The organism is Rouxiella chamberiensis (assembly GCF_026967475.1).
GTDB lineage: Bacteria > Pseudomonadota > Gammaproteobacteria > Enterobacterales > Enterobacteriaceae > Rouxiella > Rouxiella chamberiensis.
This window is the reverse complement of sequence record NZ_CP114058.1, coordinates 3016016-3032677: the sequence shown is the minus strand read 5'-3', so window position 1 is coordinate 3032677 and position 16662 is coordinate 3016016. Positions and strand designations below refer to the sequence as shown.

Sequence of the window (16662 nt, the reverse complement as noted above, 5' to 3'; positions counted from 1 at the left end):
AGCACAGCCTCGGTGGAGACTGTGCTGCGTTATCGTTCTGCGCTGCCGTCGCCTGGCGCGTTGTAGAGCCGAGGCGACGGAAAGAGCTTACAGTTTTGCGAAGCAGCGACGTGCGGCGTCGATGGTGTGCTGGATATCTTCCGGCGTGTGGGCCAGTGACATAAAGCCTGCTTCGAAGGCGGAAGGCGCGAGATATACGCCTTCTTCCAGCATCAGGTGGAAGAAAGTCTTGAAGCGTTCAACGTTGGACTGCATCACGTCCTGATAACTTGTGACGGTGCTCAGTTCGGTAAAGAACAGGCCAAACATGCCGCCGACGTGGTTTACCACAAACGGGATGTTTTCGGCGGCAGCGGCTTCTTTCAGACCTTCTGCCAGTTGAGTGGTCAGGGCGGTCAGCGTCTGATGAACGCCAGGTTCTGCAACCTGGGTCAGACAGGCAAGACCGGCAGCCATCGCAATCGGGTTACCGGAAAGCGTACCCGCCTGATAAACCGGACCTGTCGGAGCCAGCGCTTCCATCACTTCGCGACGGCCACCGAATGCGCCTACCGGCATGCCGCCCCCGATGATTTTTCCGAGGCAGGTCAGATCCGGCACCACGTTGTAATGCGCCTGGGCACCGCCCAGCGCAACGCGGAAACCGGTCATCACTTCATCAATGATAAGCAGTGCGCCGAACTCGTCGCACAGTGCGCGAAGGCCCGTCAGGAATTCCGGCTGCGGCGGTACGCAGTTCATGTTGCCAGCAACTGGTTCGACGATGAGACAGGCCACGTCTTCAGGATATTGCTCGAACACGGCACGCACAGAGTCCAGATCGTTATAGGTACAGGTCAGGGTATGTTTGGCGAAATCGGCAGGCACGCCCGGCGAGTTTGGCTGACCCAGCGTCAGCGCGCCCGAACCGGCTTTCACCAGCAGACAGTCGGCGTGACCGTGATAGCAGCCTTCGAATTTGATTATCTTGTCACGATGAGTGAAGCCACGGGCCAGACGAATGGCGCTCATGGTCGCTTCGGTACCGGAGTTCACCATGCGCACCATGTCCATGCTTGGCACCAGTGTGGTGACCAGCTCGGCCATTTTGACTTCCATTTCGGTCGGCGCGCCAAAGCTCAGGCCGCGCTGGGCAGCTTCAATCACCGCGTCGCGAATGGCGGCATTGTTGTGGCCCAGCACCATCGGACCCCATGAACCTACATAGTCCAGATAGGCTTTACCGTCTGCATCATATAAATACGCACCGTCGGCGCGCTCAATGAACAGTGGCACACCGCCGACGCCGTTGAACGCACGTACCGGCGAGTTCACGCCTCCCGGGATCAGCGTTTGCGCTTGGGTGAATAGACTTTCTGACTTACTCATTGATCGGCTCCTGGTTTTTTTCGTGCGGGCTTGGTAAGCTCGCACTAAGAAAAATAGTATTTTGAAAGGTAATCCTCACAGATTGCCTTCTATTCTAGAGAACATGACGCCGTTATGAAATCTTTGCTGGCCGGCGAAAGGTTAAGAAATATATTAGTTCTCCCTTGCCGACGATTTTCATGATTAACTCGTTAACCTGTTTTTTTCCTTTTATTCAATGAAAAGAAGCCCATGAACCAATTTCCGATGCTTGGTCCCCGCGCTACCGCACTTTCGCAGCGCAGGCGTCCCAGCGACGTATTGCGTCAATTTTTGCGCCGTGACAAAACGCCGGTGGCTATTTTGGTAGTGGCTGCGCTTGTCGGGATTCTGGCGGGACTGCTGGGTGTCGCGTTCGAGAGGGCCGTGGATTGGGTTATTCACCTCAGGCTGACGGAATGGCACAAGGTCAGCGACCCTGCCTGGCTGCTGTGGGGCGCAACGTTTCTGATCTCGGCACTGCTGGCGATGATGGGCTATTTTCTGGTGCGCCGGTTTGCGCCCGAAGCCAGTGGTTCCGGCATTCCGGAAATCGAAGGCGCGCTGGAAGCGTTGAGGCCCGTTCGCTGGTGGCGAGTTATTCCGGTAAAATTTGTGGGCGGCATGGGCACGCTGGGCGCAGGAATGGTGCTCGGACGCGAAGGACCCACCGTGCAAATGGGCGCCAATCTGGGGCAGATGCTGGCCGATATTTTTCGTATGCGCTCTGCCGAAGCCCGTCATACGCTGCTTGCTACCGGTGCGGCGGCGGGGCTGTCGGCCGCGTTCAATGCGCCGCTGGCCGGTATTCTTTTTATTATTGAAGAGATGCGTCTCCAGTTTCGCTACAGCCTGATTTCGGTCAAGGCGGTGTTTATCGGCGTGATTATGTCGAGCATCGTCTATCGGTTGTTCAACGGCGAACGGGCGGTTATCGACGTTGGTGTGCTGGCGAACGTGTCGCTGAACACTTTCTGGCTGTATCTACTGCTGGGAATGGTTTTCGGCGGGGTGGGCGTCGGCTTCAATGCGCTTATCTTCCGCACTCAGGATATGTTTGCCCGTTTGCACGGCGGCAAGCTGAACAGGATTTTGCTGACTGGCGGTCTGCTCGGCGGCCTTTGCGGACTTCTGGGGTTGTTCCAACCCGAAGCGGCAGGCGGGGGATTTGCGCTGATCCCGCTGGCTGCGGCGGGCAGTTATTCCCTTGGCATGCTGCTGTTTATCTTTTTTGCCCGGGTAGTGACCACATTATTGTGTTTTTCTTCGGGCGCGCCGGGCGGGATTTTTGCCCCCATGCTGGCGTTGGGCACCTTGCTTGGCACCGCGTTCGGCATGGCCGCCGCCGCCCTGTTTCCGCAGTACGGCATCGAGCCAGGCACCTTTGCGATTGCCGGAATGGGCGCGCTGTTTGCCGCCACCGTGCGTGCGCCGCTCACCGGCATTGTGCTGGTGCTCGAGATGACCGAAAATTATCAGCTCATCCTGCCGATGATCATTACCTGCCTCGGCGCGACGCTGATGGCGCAGTTTCTGGGCGGCAAGCCCTTGTATTCCACTCTGTTGACCCGCATCTTGCTAAAGCAGGAACGAGAGCAGGCCGACAGCACCGTTAGATAAAATAACCCTGAAATTTAGCGGGACGGCGTGGCGAAAACGGCCCATACTTGAAGTTGTGATGCAGGTATAAGATAATCAGTTCATTATTCAGACAGTCAATCCGACGGCCTGAACAGAATTCGGATTGGGAGTAAACACTATGAGTGAACCTATTTTAAGCGAGCCAACCCTGGATGCGCCCGTCGCGCTGCCGTTGCAATTTACCGAAGCCGCAGCCCGTAAAGTGAAAAATCTGGTCGCAGACGAAGAAAATCCAGACCTGAAACTGCGCGTATACATTACTGGCGGCGGTTGCAGTGGCTTCCAGTATGGCTTCACCTTCGATGACAAGATAAACGACGGTGACATGACCATCGAGAAATCCGGCGTCGCGCTGGTGGTAGACCCGATGAGCCTGCAATATCTGGTCGGCGGTTCGGTGGATTACACAGAAGGACTGGAAGGTTCGCGTTTCGTGGTGACTAACCCGAATGCCAAAACCACCTGCGGTTGCGGTTCCTCCTTCAGTATCTAAACGTTTAAACGTTTTGTTGAATTAAAAAACCCTGTGCTTCCGGCACGGGGTTTTTTTATGGCGGTGCAGACGGCAGCGCGTCGATTTCCTGGCATAACTGCCGGGCTGCCAGCATGACCCGTGGACCCGCACGATTGAACCAGTCGGCATTCACTGCCAGCGTGGGCACGGCGAGTTGCCCGTGCCAGAACTGGTTGATAGTGGTCTGCTGCGTGTCGTCGCCCGGAAAGATAATCGCCTGCGGTTTGCGGCTCAACACCTGTTCCCGGCTGACCTGTGGCCAGGGCGCAGGGCTGTCGGCAAAGATATTTTGCGCACCGCACAGGCTCGCAATCTGGCTTTGCAGCGTTTTTGCAGATGAAGTAAACAGCGGCTGGGTCGAAAACTGGATAAACACCGGCAGAGGAGGGCGTTTGGCGCGTCTTGCCTGCAACGCGGCCAACTGCTGGCGGATGTGGCTCGCGGCATCATGAGCGCGGGCTGGCGTGGCGCTGTAGTGCGCCAGACTGTCGAGCGCCTGCGCCACCTGCTCGACGCTTTCGGGATCAAGATAGACAATGGGGATCCCGAGTGAAGCCAGTTGATCCAGCGGGCGCTGCGGATTGCCGCCACGCCACGCCAGCACCAGATCGGGTTTCAACGCCAGAATACGTTCGACGTTCAGCCCTTGCCAGTTGGCTACCTGCTCGATGCGGGCCGCCTGCGGCGGAAAATCGGAATAGGCGCTGACGCCCACCAGCTTGTCGCCCAGACCCGCGGCGTAGGCCAGTTCGGTCAGGTTGGGCGCAAGACTGACCACCCGTTCCGCAACCTGCGCTATGGCCGCCAGCGGCAGCCACAGCGCACTCAGCAGGCAGAGCGGGAGCAGGCGTTTCATCACGGCTTAGCGCGGATTCGCAGCCAGGGATTTCAGCATCGCATCGACCATCAGGGTTGACTGCTCGGCCGCCACCACCAAAAACTCTTCAAAGCTCAGGTGAGATTCGGTATCGGCGACGTCGGAAATGGCGCGCACAACCACAAACGGCGTGTTGAATAGATGACAGACGTGACCCACGGCAGCGGCTTCCATTTCTACGGCAGCCACGGTCGGGAAGGTGTTGCGGATGCGCGCCAGCGGCTCGGCACCGTTGATAAAGGCATCGCCGCTGCAAATCAGACCACGAACCGCATTCAGATCAAGGCCGGTGATGCAGGTTTCTGCCAGTTTAACCAGATCGGCATCGGCAACGAACGACGGCGGACAACCGGCCATCTGGCCCGGCTCGTAACCAAATGCGGTCACGTCGGCATCGTGGTAGCGCACTTCTTCGGACACCACGATATCACCCACTTTCAGCGACTTGGCAAGACCGCCTGCGGAACCGGTGTTAATCACCACGTCCGGCTGGCAGTGCTCGAGCAGCAAGGTCGTGCCCATCGCGGCCGACACCTTGCCGATGCCCGATTTCAGCAGCGCAACGTCTACGCCGTGCAGCTGGCCGGTATAGATTTCACAGCCCGCGCGTTGCAGGGTTTGACGATTTTCGATTTTGTCGCGCAGCAGGGTCACTTCCTGTTCCATTGCGCCGATGATGCCTACTTTCATAGTGGATACTCGCAGATGATAAAATTTCCCCTGCTCATGACGAGTCAGGGCATGTGGAACCCGGTTCTTTTGGGGCAGAGCGTTGGACACGGCCTCGACCAATGCGGCATAGTCTATCATGGCTAAAGAGAGGAATTAATGCGTTTGCTGCCGCGACGACTGGGCAACACTGGCGGATGAAGTGTCTGATAAGGTAGGAAATCATGTCCGGGATCGATTTTAAAACGAAATTCAACTTCCAGCGTCCCTTTAGTCCCCCGATAGAAGCCGGGGACGAGTATGACATTATTCGCCAGTTCGAGAGCGATCGCGGGCGGATAATCAACTCTGCCGCCATTCGCCGTTTGCAGCAAAAAACCCAGGTATTTCCGCTGGAGAAAAACGCCGCCGTGCGCAGCCGTCTGACGCATTCGATGGAGGTTCAGCAGGTCGGGCGACATATCGCCAAAGAGATCCTCTACCATCTCGGCCGGGCGGGCAGTCTGGAGAGTCTGGGTCTGAACGGCTCGACCGATCCCTTTGAAAGCGTGGTTGAAATGGCCTGCCTGATGCACGATATCGGCAATCCGCCGTTCGGGCATTTTGGCGAGTCGGCCATCAATAACTGGTTTGCCAAACGGATGGATCTTGCCAGCCTGAAAAGCGGCAGTACGGCGTTCGAAAACGGCAGCCCAGCCTTTCTGCGGCTGGACGAGCAGGACGACGCGCTGGATCTGCTGCGCAAAAAGGTGCGCTATGACCTCTGCCATTTCGACGGCAACGCGCAGGCGATTCGTCTGGTATTTACCCTGCTGAAACTGAATCTGACCTTTACCCAGACCGCCTGTATCCTGAAATATACACGTCCTGCCTACTGGTCCGAACCTTTGCCCGCAGCCTTTGATTATCTAATGAAAAAGCCGGGCTTTTATCTCTCCGAAGAGCCGTTTATCCGTCGTATGCGCAGTGAGCTGGGGCTCGGAGAGTTCAACCGTTTCCCGCTGACCTACATTATGGAAGCGGCGGACGATATCTCGTATTGCATTGCCGACCTCGAAGATGCGGTCGAAAAAGACATTTTCACCGTCGAGCAACTTTATGGGCATTTGAAGAAAGAGTGGGGCGAAAGCACGCCGGACGACCTGTTCCAGAAGGTCGTCGATGTTGCCTATCAGAAAATGGATCGTGCGAAAACCTTCCGCAATCCGGTCGACTACTTCTTCATGGAGCTGCGCGTGCAGACGGTAAAACAGCTGGTGCCGCATGCCGCCGCACGTTTCATAAGTAATTTATCGTCAATATTTTCAGGAACCTTCAATCAGGCTTTACTTGAAGATGACAGCCAGCCCAACCGTCTGCTGGAGAGTTACAAAAGCGTGGCGTTCAAGCATGTCTTCAACCACTATGAGGTCGAAGAGCTGGAGTTGCAGGGGTATCGGGTGATTAGCGGCCTGCTGGATATCTACAGCCCGCTGCTGGATATGCCGCTCGACGAATTTCGCCAATTAGTCGAGAAAGACACACATCGCGGCTATCCTATTGAAACAAGACTGTTTCACAAACTCTCTGCCAAGCATCGGCTGGCCTATAGCGAGGCGATTGCCACGTTGGCGCACCGTTCGACGGCCGAAATACAGGTGACCGAATATTATCATCGCGCGCGGATGATTCAGGATTACATCAGCGGCATGACCGATCTTTATGCTTACGACGAGTATCGTCGACTGATGGCAGCAGAATAAAGGACGGCAAAAAAGGCCGTTTTCAGCGAATTCAGGGCTGCAAATCACTGATTAAAAAGTATGCTTTTGTAAATTGTGACAATACTTTTTTACTATTGTCAGTTCGACGAAGATGAACTTCGGGTTATTAATAAAATCTCAGTAATCGACGACCTGACAAGGTGGCAAAGCCCTGTCGCCACCCCATAATTTAAAGAGATTTCTTCTGATGAAAAAAACTACTCTATTCTTGAGCGCTTTGGCATTAAGTGTTGGTATGGCTGTAGCGCCTGTTTCATCGGCATTGGCTGCAGAGACTGCGTCTTCAAGTTCCACTCAGGTTCCGAGTCTGGCTCCCATGCTGGAAAAAGTGATGCCTTCTGTGGTCAGCATCAATATTGACGGCAGCGCGCCGGTGAAAACGCCGCGCATGGGACAACAGTTCCAGCAGTTCTTTGGTGAAAACTCGCCGCTTTGTCAGGATGGTTCTCCCTTCCAGAATTCTCCGGTATGCCAGCAGGGCGGGCCGGGTAGCGATGACGGCAGCGACGACGGCCAGCCGCAGCAGCCGCCTGCCAAGCAGGCTTTCCAGGCGCTGGGTTCCGGTGTCATCATCGATGCCGCAAAAGGCTATGTCGTCACCAACAATCACGTGGTAGACAACGCCAACAAGATTACCGTACAGCTTAACGATGGACGTCGTTTCACGGCGAAAGTGATAGGCAAGGATCCGCAGTCCGATATCGCGGTGATTCAGCTTATCGATGCCAAGAACCTGACCGCCATCAAGTTTGCCGACTCCGAACAGCTGCGCGTCGGCGATTATACCGTGGCTATCGGTAACCCGTACGGGCTTGGCGAAACAGCGACCTCCGGTATCGTCTCTGCGCTGGGTCGCAGCGGGCTGAATATCGAAAATTATGAAAACTTTATCCAGACCGATGCCGCCATCAACCGCGGTAACTCCGGCGGTGCGCTGGTGAACCTGAACGGCGAGCTGATTGGCCTGAACACCGCCATTCTTGCGCCGGACGGCGGTAACATCGGTATCGGCTTTGCCATTCCGAGCAACATGGTGCAGAACCTGACCAAACAGATGGTCGAGTTCGGCCAGGTCAAACGCGGCGAACTGGGCATCATGGGGACCGAGCTGAACTCCGAACTGGCGAAAGCCATGAAGGTGGATGCCCAGCGCGGTGCCTTTATCAGTCAGGTGCTGCCGAAGTCTGCCGCCGAAAAAGCCGGGATCAAGGCGGGTGACGTGATTGTGAGCATGAACGGCAAGCCTATCAGCAGCTTCGCCTCCTTCCGCGCCGACGTGGGCACCATGGCGATTGGCAGCAAAATTACCATTGGACTGCTGCGCGACGGCAAACCGGTGAACGTTGACGTCACCTTGCAGCAGAGCACTCAGCCTGCACAGGTCGCCTCCGCCACGGTGTACACCGGTATCGAAGGGGCCGAACTGAGCAACAGCGATGTCAACGGACAGAAAGGCGTGAAGATTGACAGCGTCAAGGTCGGCTCCATCGCGGCGCGTGTCGGACTGAAAAAAGGTGACATCATTCATGGCGTCAACCAGCAGCCGGTGAACAATCTCGGCGATCTGCGCAAGATTCTCGACAGCAAGCCGGGCGTGCTGGCGCTGGACGTTCAGCGCGGCGACAGCCAGATCTATCTGCTGGCTCAGTAACGGCGATTTCGGTCACGGGCGGTCTGGAGCTTCCACTCCGCCCGTCATCGGCAGCAAGGCAGGCTTCGGCCTGCCTTTTTTATGTCTGCCGCGCGATAGCGGACTATGCTTTAGGCTTGGACTCCAAAGGGATTGTTTATGAAAATCGTTATCGCCCCTGATTCTTTTAAAGAGAGCCTGTCCGCGCTGGAGGTGGCCAAAGCTATCGAAAGTGGCTTTCGTGAAATCTTCCCGCAGGCAGACTATTTCAAGCTGCCGGTTGCCGACGGCGGTGAAGGTACGGTCGAGGCCATGGTCGCCGCCACGCGCGGCAAGGTGGTCAAATGCAAAGTGACCGGACCGCTCGGCGAACCGCTGGACGCCTTTTTCGGGCTTTCGGGCGACGAGAAAATCGCCTTTATCGAAATGGCGGCGGCCAGCGGGCTGGAAAGCGTACCGCAGGCCAAACGTAATCCTCTTGAAACAACCTCTTACGGCACGGGCGAGTTAATCAAAGGGGCACTGGATAGCGGCGTCGAACACATTATTATCGGCATCGGCGGCAGTGCAACCAATGACGGCGGCGCGGGCATGATGCAGGCGCTGGGTGCCAGACTGCTGAACAGCCAGGGCGAAGACATTGGCTACGGCGGCGGCGAGCTGGCGCATCTGGCAAAAATCGATATCAGCGGGCTGGATAAACGCATCGCTGCGTGCCGTATCGAGGTAGCCTGTGACGTCACCAATCCGCTTACCGGAAAAAACGGCGCGACGGCGATTTTCGGGCCGCAAAAGGGCGCGACGCCGGACATGATCCCCAAGCTTGACGGCTATCTGAAACATTACGCCGACATTATCAGACGCGATCTCGGGATTGACGTCGACAATGTGCCGGGCGCGGGGGCAGCAGGCGGCATGGGTGCGGCGCTGCACGGATTCTGCCACGCCGAACTGCGACAGGGTATCGAGATTGTGACGGAGGCGCTGGGGCTGGACGCGCTGGTCAGGGACGCCACGCTGGTTATTACCGGCGAAGGGCGAATCGACAGCCAGAGCATCAACGGCAAGGTGCCCATCGGGGTTGCGCGCGTGGCAAAACGTTATAACAAGCCGGTTATCGCCATCGGCGGCAGCCTGACAAAAGATGTCGATGTGGTGTTCGAGAACGGCATCGACGCAGTATTCAGCGTGCTTTACAGCATCTGTTCGCTGGAAGAGGCGCTGGCCTCGGCGGCCGAGAATCTGCAAAAATCGGCGCGCAATATCGCGGCCACCATCAAGCTGTCACAGGCACTGTAATATCCTGTCTGTACAGCGTATTTTTCTCTAAACCGGTATCCGGAAAGCGGGATATCGGTTTTTTGTTTCATCCGCCCCACACTCCACTAAAGCGGTTTCCTCTGCTGATTTTTTGCGTTAGCTTTGAGGCTTATTCCCTAAAGAGAACTCATCATGTCAGAGACTTTTTTTGCCAGCCAACCGGCTAACACTCATACCAAGGGACTTGGCCCACTGGCCGCAGACGCCGTCATGGGCGATATCGCGAAGCAGGGCTGGAATCTTCTCAAAGAGCAGGTCAGTCTGCCGGTTGCCGTGCTGTCGGAAGAAAAGATTCAGCACAATCTGGCATGGATGCAGGAGTTTATCGACCGCTATCAGGTCAAGCTGGCGCCGCACGGCAAAACGACCATGAGCCCCGAGTTGTTCAAGATGCAGACCGATGCCGGTGCCTGGGGCATTACGCTTGCCACCGCGCCGCAGGTCGAAGCGGGCTTTGCCTTTGGCGTGCGCAAGGTTTTGATGGCGAATCAGCTCGTCGGGAAGGCCAACATGGCCATCATCGCCAATCTGATGCACAAAGATGCCGCCTTCGAATTTGTGTGTATTGTCGACTCTGCCGACAACGTTGACGCACTGGGCGCATTCTTCGCCGAAAGCGGGCAGACGCTGCGTATTCTGCTCGAGTTTGGTATGCAGGGCGGGCGAACCGGCATTCGTACACTTCAGCAGGAGAACGCGGTGCTGGAGGCGATTGCCCGCTGGCCGCAGTCATTGTCACTGGTCGGTGTCGAGCTTTATGAAGGCGTATTGAACGAGGAAGCGCCTATCCGCGCCTTCCTGCAGCACGTTATCGGCCGCGCGCAGTCGCTGGCCGAAGCCGGGCAATTCAAAGAGTCCGAGGTGATACTTTCCGGCGCAGGTTCGGCATGGTATGACGTGGTCGCCGAAGAGTTTAGCCGCGTGGGGACGCATCTGGATGGTGCGCGCCATTTTGCGCTCGATGTCATTCTGCGTCCTGGCTGTTATCTGACCCATGACGTCGGCGCTTATCTGCGTGCCGCCGACCGAATCAAGCAGGAAAATCCGGTGGCGCGTGAAATGAATTTCAGTCTGCTGCCTGCCTTGCAGGTCTGGGCCTACGTGCAATCCTTACCGGAGCCGGGAAGGGCCATCGTTGGCCTCGGCAAACGCGATTCCTCGTCAGACGCCGGTTTTCCGGTGGCGAGCAGCCACTATCGTCCACAGAGCGGCCAGCATGCAGCCTACGCATCCGTTGTGCCCGCGCCGCAAGACTGGAAAATCTTTGCGATGATGGATCAGCACGCGTTTATGTCGATTCCGGAAGACGCCGACATCAAGGTGGGTGACATGCTGGCCTTTGACATTTCGCACCCGTGTCTCACCTTTGACAAGTGGCGTCAGCTGGTGCTTGTCAACGAACAGTTCGATGTTACCGGGATTGTCTCGACCTGGTTCTAGAACACGTGAATGTTGTGCTGCGAAGGCGGGGTCTTTTCGCAGCACAACGTTAGTGTGCCGTCGAGGCGAGGTTGCGCTGAAGATGCGCGCGAGCCTCGCGGATCACGTTGCCGATTTCATCCTGAAGCTCGAACCATTCCGGCTCCAGCGCCTCTAGAGGCACGTTTTTGCGCAATTGCTGCTCGAGGTAAAAACAGTGCTGCTTTAAACGCGGAACCCCGCTGTAGCTACAACTGCCGTGCAATTTGTGGATCAGGGCAAGAATCTCGTCGTCTTGCTCGCCCTGAATAATGGCATCGACGCGTGCGCTGACTTCGGGGAGAAAATCGATCAGCATTTGCAGCAGATCCTTGGCCAGCGCCTCTTTGTTGGCGGATTGACGCAGGGCCAGCGGCCAGTCCAGCGATTTCAGCGACGCCGGATCCCCCTCCTTTTCCCGCACCGGCTCCGCCGTGTAAGGCGGCAGCGCCTGCGAGGAGTGATGACGTGCCAGCAGAACCTTGAGCATCGCCTCATCGATAGGTTTCGACAGATAATCCTCCATGCCCGCCTTGACGAAGTGCTCCCGCTCTCCGCTTAGCGAGTGCGCAGTCACCGCAACTATCGGCGTTTTGCTGTGGTGCGGCAACTGACGAATCAGCTCGCTGGTGCGAATACCATCGATTTTTGGCATCTGAATATCCATAAGAATCAGATCCATACCCACGTTCTTCGCGAGCTCGATGGCTTCTTCTCCGCTGTGGCACAGCAGAGTCGTATCGACCAGTTCTTCAAGCAGCGCGCCGATAAGTTTCAGATTGGCGGGATTGTCATCGACCGCCATTACCGTCATCGGCAGTCGCTGGCCACGACGCGTATCTTCGCCCGCACCGGCAACTATCGGCTCTTCAAGCAGGTAAGGCATCAGGCGCACGCTGGACAGCGGCTTACTGAGACAGGCATACACGCCCTTGTATTTCAGCTGCTCGGCGGAAATCTGGAATTGGCTCGGCAGCGCTAGAATCAACCGGTGGCAGCGCCCCAAAAGCTGTTGCAGCCGTTCTTCGTAATCATGAAGGTGATGATTGAGCAGGATAGGCATGCCGTAAATGATGAGATCAAAATGCTCGTCGGGCAGCAGCGCCTGACTGGTGCGGTGAATCACCTCGGCAGGCGTGGTCGCGAGTATCTCGTTGACGGCTTTGCTGGCGGTAGGATTGGCTTCGATATAGGCCAGCTTTTTGCCCTCCAGACAGCTCATCGACACCGGCAGCCGGGGGTGATTTTCGTTTAATTCCAATGTGATGTGGAACCAGAAGGTTGAACCTCTTCCGAGTTGGCTATAGAAGCTGATGTCGCCGCCCATCTCTTTTACCAGCCGCTGCGTAATTACCAGCCCGAGGCCGGTCCCGCCGTGGCGACGGGTAATGCTGGCATCGGCCTGGCGAAACGCCTGAAACAGTTGCGACTGCTGATGTTCGGAAATGCCGATACCCGTGTCATGAATCTGCATCTCCAGTTCGACTTGCAAATTGTTTTGCGAGCGCAATTCCACATTGATATCAATGTTGCCGTTTTCGGTGAATTTAATCGCATTACCGAGTAAGTTGGTCACCACTTGCTGAAGGCGCATGGGATCGCCAAGCACTTGTTCCGGCACATTATTGTGCACATTGATCGTCAGCTCCAGCCCTTTGTCGTGCGCGCTATGCGCGAGGAGAATCACTACCTCGTCGAGCATTTCACGCAGCGAAAACGGAATGTGCTCCAGCACCAGTTTACCGGCTTCAAGCTTTGAGAAGTCCAGCACATCATTGATGATGGTAAGCAGGTTGTTGGCCGAGCGCTCGATAGTTTGCAAATAGTCCGATTGCGTCGGTGACAGCGGCGTTTTCAGGGTTTGACGGGTAAAACCGATGACGCCGTTAAGCGGGGTGCGCAACTCATGGGACATATTGGCCAGAAACTCGGACTTGATACGCGCGGCTTCCTGCGCGCGCTTCTTGGCCAGATCCAGCTCGACGTTCTGAATCTCCATCTGCTCCAGCGTTTCGCGCAGATCCGAGGTGGCTTGATCGATATTTTGCTGCACCTCTTCGTGATAGGCGGTCAACGACATCGCCATCGAATTGATGCCGTTTTTCAGCATACTCAGTTCACCGAGCATATTGCCTTCCACGCGGCTGTCGAGCTGACCGCGCCGGATGCGGTCTACGGTATTGACCATGTTGCGGATAGGCCCGGTAACGTCGCGCACCAGTCGGTAGGCAAACAGGGTCGCGATGCCCAGGCACAGCAGCAGAAGCAGAGTCGAGATAAACGCCTCCTGATACTGCTGCAATCTTACCGACCCGAGGTCCAGCTCGACGGCGATGTAGCCAAGATTATGGTCCGACATTTCCTGAAAGGTGCTGTCATCGGCGGCGGTGTGGTTTTCGGCAAGAATGGGCGTGCGCAGAATCAGAGAATCACCCGAGCGCTGCTGCGTGAGATCCTGCGGCAGCGGCATACCGGCTTCGACCCGCAATATGCCCGGATCACGCAGAGGGTTTGATGACGTAAAAAGCACGTTGTTGCCGTCGTACACGCTGATGGCGCGCACGATTTCCGAATGCGTGCGGTGCAGGCGGTTAATCAGCCGCGTAATGGGCGCCCGCTCGCGATAGGTCATTCCGTATTCACTGGCTACCGCCAAAGGCTCTATAATGCTGGTGCCTGAATCAATCAGCTGGTTTTGCAGCTCGTTGTAGCGATGCACGACAAAAAAGGTGCTGAGCAGCAACCCCATCATCAACGTGGGGGCCAGAATTAAAATCATCATTCTTGCCCGCAGGCTATATTTGGTCATGAGGTTCCAATGTGGGAGAATTGGCGGCGCGCAAAGCTATGCAGAAAGGTTCATAGCTATGCAAAGTCAATGCTACCCAAAGTAATAGAAGTTTTCTTAAAACGGTAACTTTTGCAGCAAACGCGCGGGATAATTATGAACCCGCTTGCGGGAATACTGTCCCAATTCTACTCTCTGTAGCACCACGCGTCTAAGTGCCGGATATCAATTATTCGCATTATTATGCAGGCAGCCGAGGTGGAAGGAGTTGCCACGCTGGTGGCGAATGGGCAAGATAACACCAGGTCGATACCCACCTTGGGGAGTGACAGTTAGGCGCGATGGGTATACCAGAAACGTAGGGAGAGGTTATGGTTGCGGTACGAAGTGCACATTTGAATACGGCTGGCGAATTTGCGCTTGACGAGTGGATCACGACTTTAGGCATCTCCAGTCAGGAATCATGTGAGCGTTTAGCTGCAACCTGGCGCTACTGCGAACAACATACTCAGGGGCATCCCAATGCCTCGCTGCTGCTGTGGCGCGGTCTGGAGATGGTCGAAATCCTCTCCACGCTCAGCATGGACAACGACAGCATGCGGGCGGCCCTGCTGTTCCCGCTGGTTGACGACGACGTCATCGACGAAAATACGCTGACCAAAGATTTCGGCAAGGAAATAACCTATCTGGTTCACGGCGTGCGCGACATGGACGCCATCCGCCAGCTCAAGGCGACCCAAAACGACTCCATGGCCTCCGAACAGGTCGACAACGTTCGCCGCATGCTGCTGGCGATGGTCGAAGATTTCCGCTGCGTGGTGCTGAAGCTTGCAGAAACGTATCGCCCACCTGCGGGAAGTCAAGGATGCGCCCGAAGAAGAGCGCGTGCTGGCGGCCAAAGAGTGTACCAATATCTATGCGCCGCTCGCCAACCGGCTGGGAATCGGTCAGCTGAAATGGGAGCTTGAGGATTTCTGCTTCCGTTATCTGCATCCCGACGAATACAAGCGGATTGCCAAACTGCTGCACGAGCGCCGTATCGACCGTGCACAGTACATCGACGACTTTGTTTCCACCGTGCGCAACGCGATGGCGGAAGAGGGCATTAAAGTCGATGTGTATGGCCGTCCGAAACATATCTACAGCATCTGGCGCAAGATGCAGAAAAAATCGCTCTCCTTTGACGAGCTGTTTGACGTGCGTGCCGTTCGCGTGGTGGTCGAGCGTCTTCAGGACTGCTACGCTGCGCTTGGCATCGTGCATACCCATTTCCGCCATCTGCCCGACGAGTTTGACGATTATGTCGCCAACCCGAAACCCAACGGTTACCAGTCTATTCATACGGTAGTGCTTGGCCCGCGCGGCAAAACCCTTGAAGTCCAGATCCGCACCCGCCAGATGCATGAAGATGCCGAACTGGGCGTTGCGGCACACTGGAAATACAAAGAGGGCACGGCCGTGGTGGGTGGCCGCAGCGGCGGCTACGAAGGGCGTATCGCCTGGCTGCGCAAGCTGATTGCGTGGCAGGAAGAGATGGCCGATTCGGGCGAAATGCTCGACGAAGTGCGCAGTCAGGTCTTCGACGATCGCGTTTATGTGTTTACGCCAAAAGGCGACGTGGTCGATTTACCGACCGGCTCCACGCCGCTGGACTTCGCCTATCACATTCACAGCGATGTCGGACACCGCTGCATCGGTGCCAAAATCGGTGGCCGCATTGTGCCGTTCACCTATCAGTTGCAGATGGGCGACCAGATCGAGGTTATTACCCAGAAGCATCCGAACCCGAGCCGCGACTGGCTGAATCCGAGTCTGGGCTATATCACCACCAGCCGGGGCCGTTCGAAGATCCAGAACTGGTTCCGCAAGCAGGATCGCGACAAGAATATCATTGCCGGTAAACAGATCCTCGACGACGAGCTGGACAGACTGGATATCAGCCTGAAAGACGCCGAGAAGCTGTTGCTGCCGCGCTACAACTTCAACTCGCTCGACGAACTGCTGGCGGCGATTGGCAACGGCGATATTCGCCTGAACCAGATGGCGAACTACCTGCAATCGCAGCTGAAAAAGCCGAGTGCGGAAGAACTCGACGAAGAAGCGCTGCGTCAGCTGACGCAGAAATCGACTCGCGCACCGGCACGCACCGGTTCGAAAGAGAATGGCCGCGTGGTGGTCGAAGGCGTGGGCAACCTGATGCACCACATTGCCCGCTGCTGCCAGCCGATTCCGGGCGACGAGATAATCGGCTTCATTACGCAGGGGCGCGGTATTTCCATTCACCGTGCCGATTGCGATCAGCTTGAAGACCTCAAATCCCACGCGCCCGAGCGTATCGTTGATGCGGTGTGGGGCGAAAGCTATTCCAGCGGCTATTCGCTGGTGCTGCGCGTGGTCGCCAATGACAGGAGTGGGCTACTGCGTGACATCACGACCATTCTGGCGAACGAAAAGGTCAACGTGCTGGGCGTTGCCAGCCGCAGCGACACTAAAAACATGCTGGCGACCATCGACATGGACATCGAAATTTACAACCCGCAGGTATTGAGCCGGGTTATCGCCAAACTGAACCAGCTGCCGGACGTCATTGAAGCCAAACGTCTGCACGGGAGCTGA

The 16662-nt window shown here is 56.4% G+C and carries 12 protein-coding genes; 8 read left to right on the top strand and 4 right to left on the bottom strand.

The features are described 5' to 3' along the window. Positions 1 to 87: 87 nt before the first annotated feature. Positions 88 to 1368, bottom strand: a complete 1281-nt coding sequence (hemL, locus tag O1V66_RS14090; protein ID WP_045048541.1) for a glutamate-1-semialdehyde 2,1-aminomutase — start codon at positions 1366 to 1368, stop codon at positions 88 to 90. Between the two features lie 231 nt (positions 1369 to 1599). Here hemL and clcA point away from each other — a divergent pair, with 231 nt between their 5' ends. Then, positions 1600 to 3006 (top strand): H(+)/Cl(-) exchange transporter ClcA, encoded by a 1407-nt coding sequence (clcA, locus tag O1V66_RS14085; RefSeq protein ID WP_045048542.1) that lies wholly within the window; start codon positions 1600 to 1602, stop codon positions 3004 to 3006. A 139-nt stretch (positions 3007 to 3145) separates the two neighbouring features. Beyond that, on the top strand, positions 3146 to 3520 hold the full coding sequence (erpA, locus tag O1V66_RS14080) for an iron-sulfur cluster insertion protein ErpA (protein WP_045048543.1): 375 nt from the start codon (positions 3146 to 3148) through the stop codon (positions 3518 to 3520). Positions 3521 to 3575: 55 nt separating this feature from the next. Here the strand turns inward: erpA and btuF are convergent, their stop codons facing one another. Together btuF and mtnN are read right to left on the bottom strand one after the other, a co-directional pair. Continuing rightward, positions 3576 to 4397 (bottom strand): vitamin B12 ABC transporter substrate-binding protein BtuF, encoded by an 822-nt coding sequence (gene btuF / locus O1V66_RS14075; protein ID WP_045048544.1) that lies wholly within the window; start codon positions 4395 to 4397, stop codon positions 3576 to 3578. Positions 4398 to 4403: 6 nt separating this feature from the next. After that, positions 4404 to 5108, bottom strand: a complete 705-nt coding sequence (gene mtnN / locus O1V66_RS14070) for a 5'-methylthioadenosine/S-adenosylhomocysteine nucleosidase (protein WP_045048545.1) — start codon at positions 5106 to 5108, stop codon at positions 4404 to 4406. A gap of 203 nt (positions 5109 to 5311) precedes the next feature. On the opposite strand from mtnN, the gene dgt reads away from it, so the two are divergent. From dgt to O1V66_RS14050, 4 genes are all read left to right on the top strand, one after another. After that, positions 5312 to 6829 carry a dGTPase gene (gene dgt / locus O1V66_RS14065; RefSeq protein ID WP_045048546.1) on the top strand — a complete coding sequence of 506 codons (1518 nt, stop codon included), beginning with the start codon at positions 5312 to 5314 and terminating at the stop codon, positions 6827 to 6829. A 208-nt stretch (positions 6830 to 7037) separates the two neighbouring features. Then, entirely contained in the window at positions 7038 to 8501 is a 1464-nt protein-coding gene (gene degP, locus O1V66_RS14060; RefSeq protein WP_045048547.1) for a serine endoprotease DegP, read from the top strand. A 138-nt stretch (positions 8502 to 8639) separates the two neighbouring features. Next, a complete protein-coding gene (locus O1V66_RS14055; protein ID WP_045048548.1) occupies positions 8640 to 9779 on the top strand; it encodes a glycerate kinase in 1140 nt (379 codons plus the stop codon). Positions 9780 to 9932: 153 nt separating this feature from the next. Further along, positions 9933 to 11240: an amino acid deaminase gene (locus O1V66_RS14050; protein WP_045048549.1), complete on the top strand. Its 1308-nt coding sequence runs from the start codon at positions 9933 to 9935 to the stop codon at positions 11238 to 11240. A gap of 49 nt (positions 11241 to 11289) precedes the next feature. Here O1V66_RS14050 and barA read toward each other — a convergent pair whose 3' ends face one another. Beyond that, positions 11290 to 14067: a two-component sensor histidine kinase BarA gene (barA, locus tag O1V66_RS14045; protein WP_045048550.1), complete on the bottom strand. Its 2778-nt coding sequence runs from the start codon at positions 14065 to 14067 to the stop codon at positions 11290 to 11292. Between the two features lie 350 nt (positions 14068 to 14417). On the opposite strand from barA, the gene O1V66_RS14040 reads away from it, so the two are divergent. Beyond that, complete coding sequence (locus tag O1V66_RS14040) at positions 14418 to 15014, top strand: HD domain-containing protein (RefSeq protein WP_269127783.1); 597 nt, start codon at positions 14418 to 14420, stop codon at positions 15012 to 15014. After that, positions 14896 to 16662, top strand: a complete 1767-nt coding sequence (relA, locus tag O1V66_RS14035; RefSeq protein ID WP_414058485.1) for a GTP diphosphokinase — start codon at positions 14896 to 14898, stop codon at positions 16660 to 16662. The genes O1V66_RS14040 and relA overlap by 119 nt, the downstream gene beginning before the upstream one ends.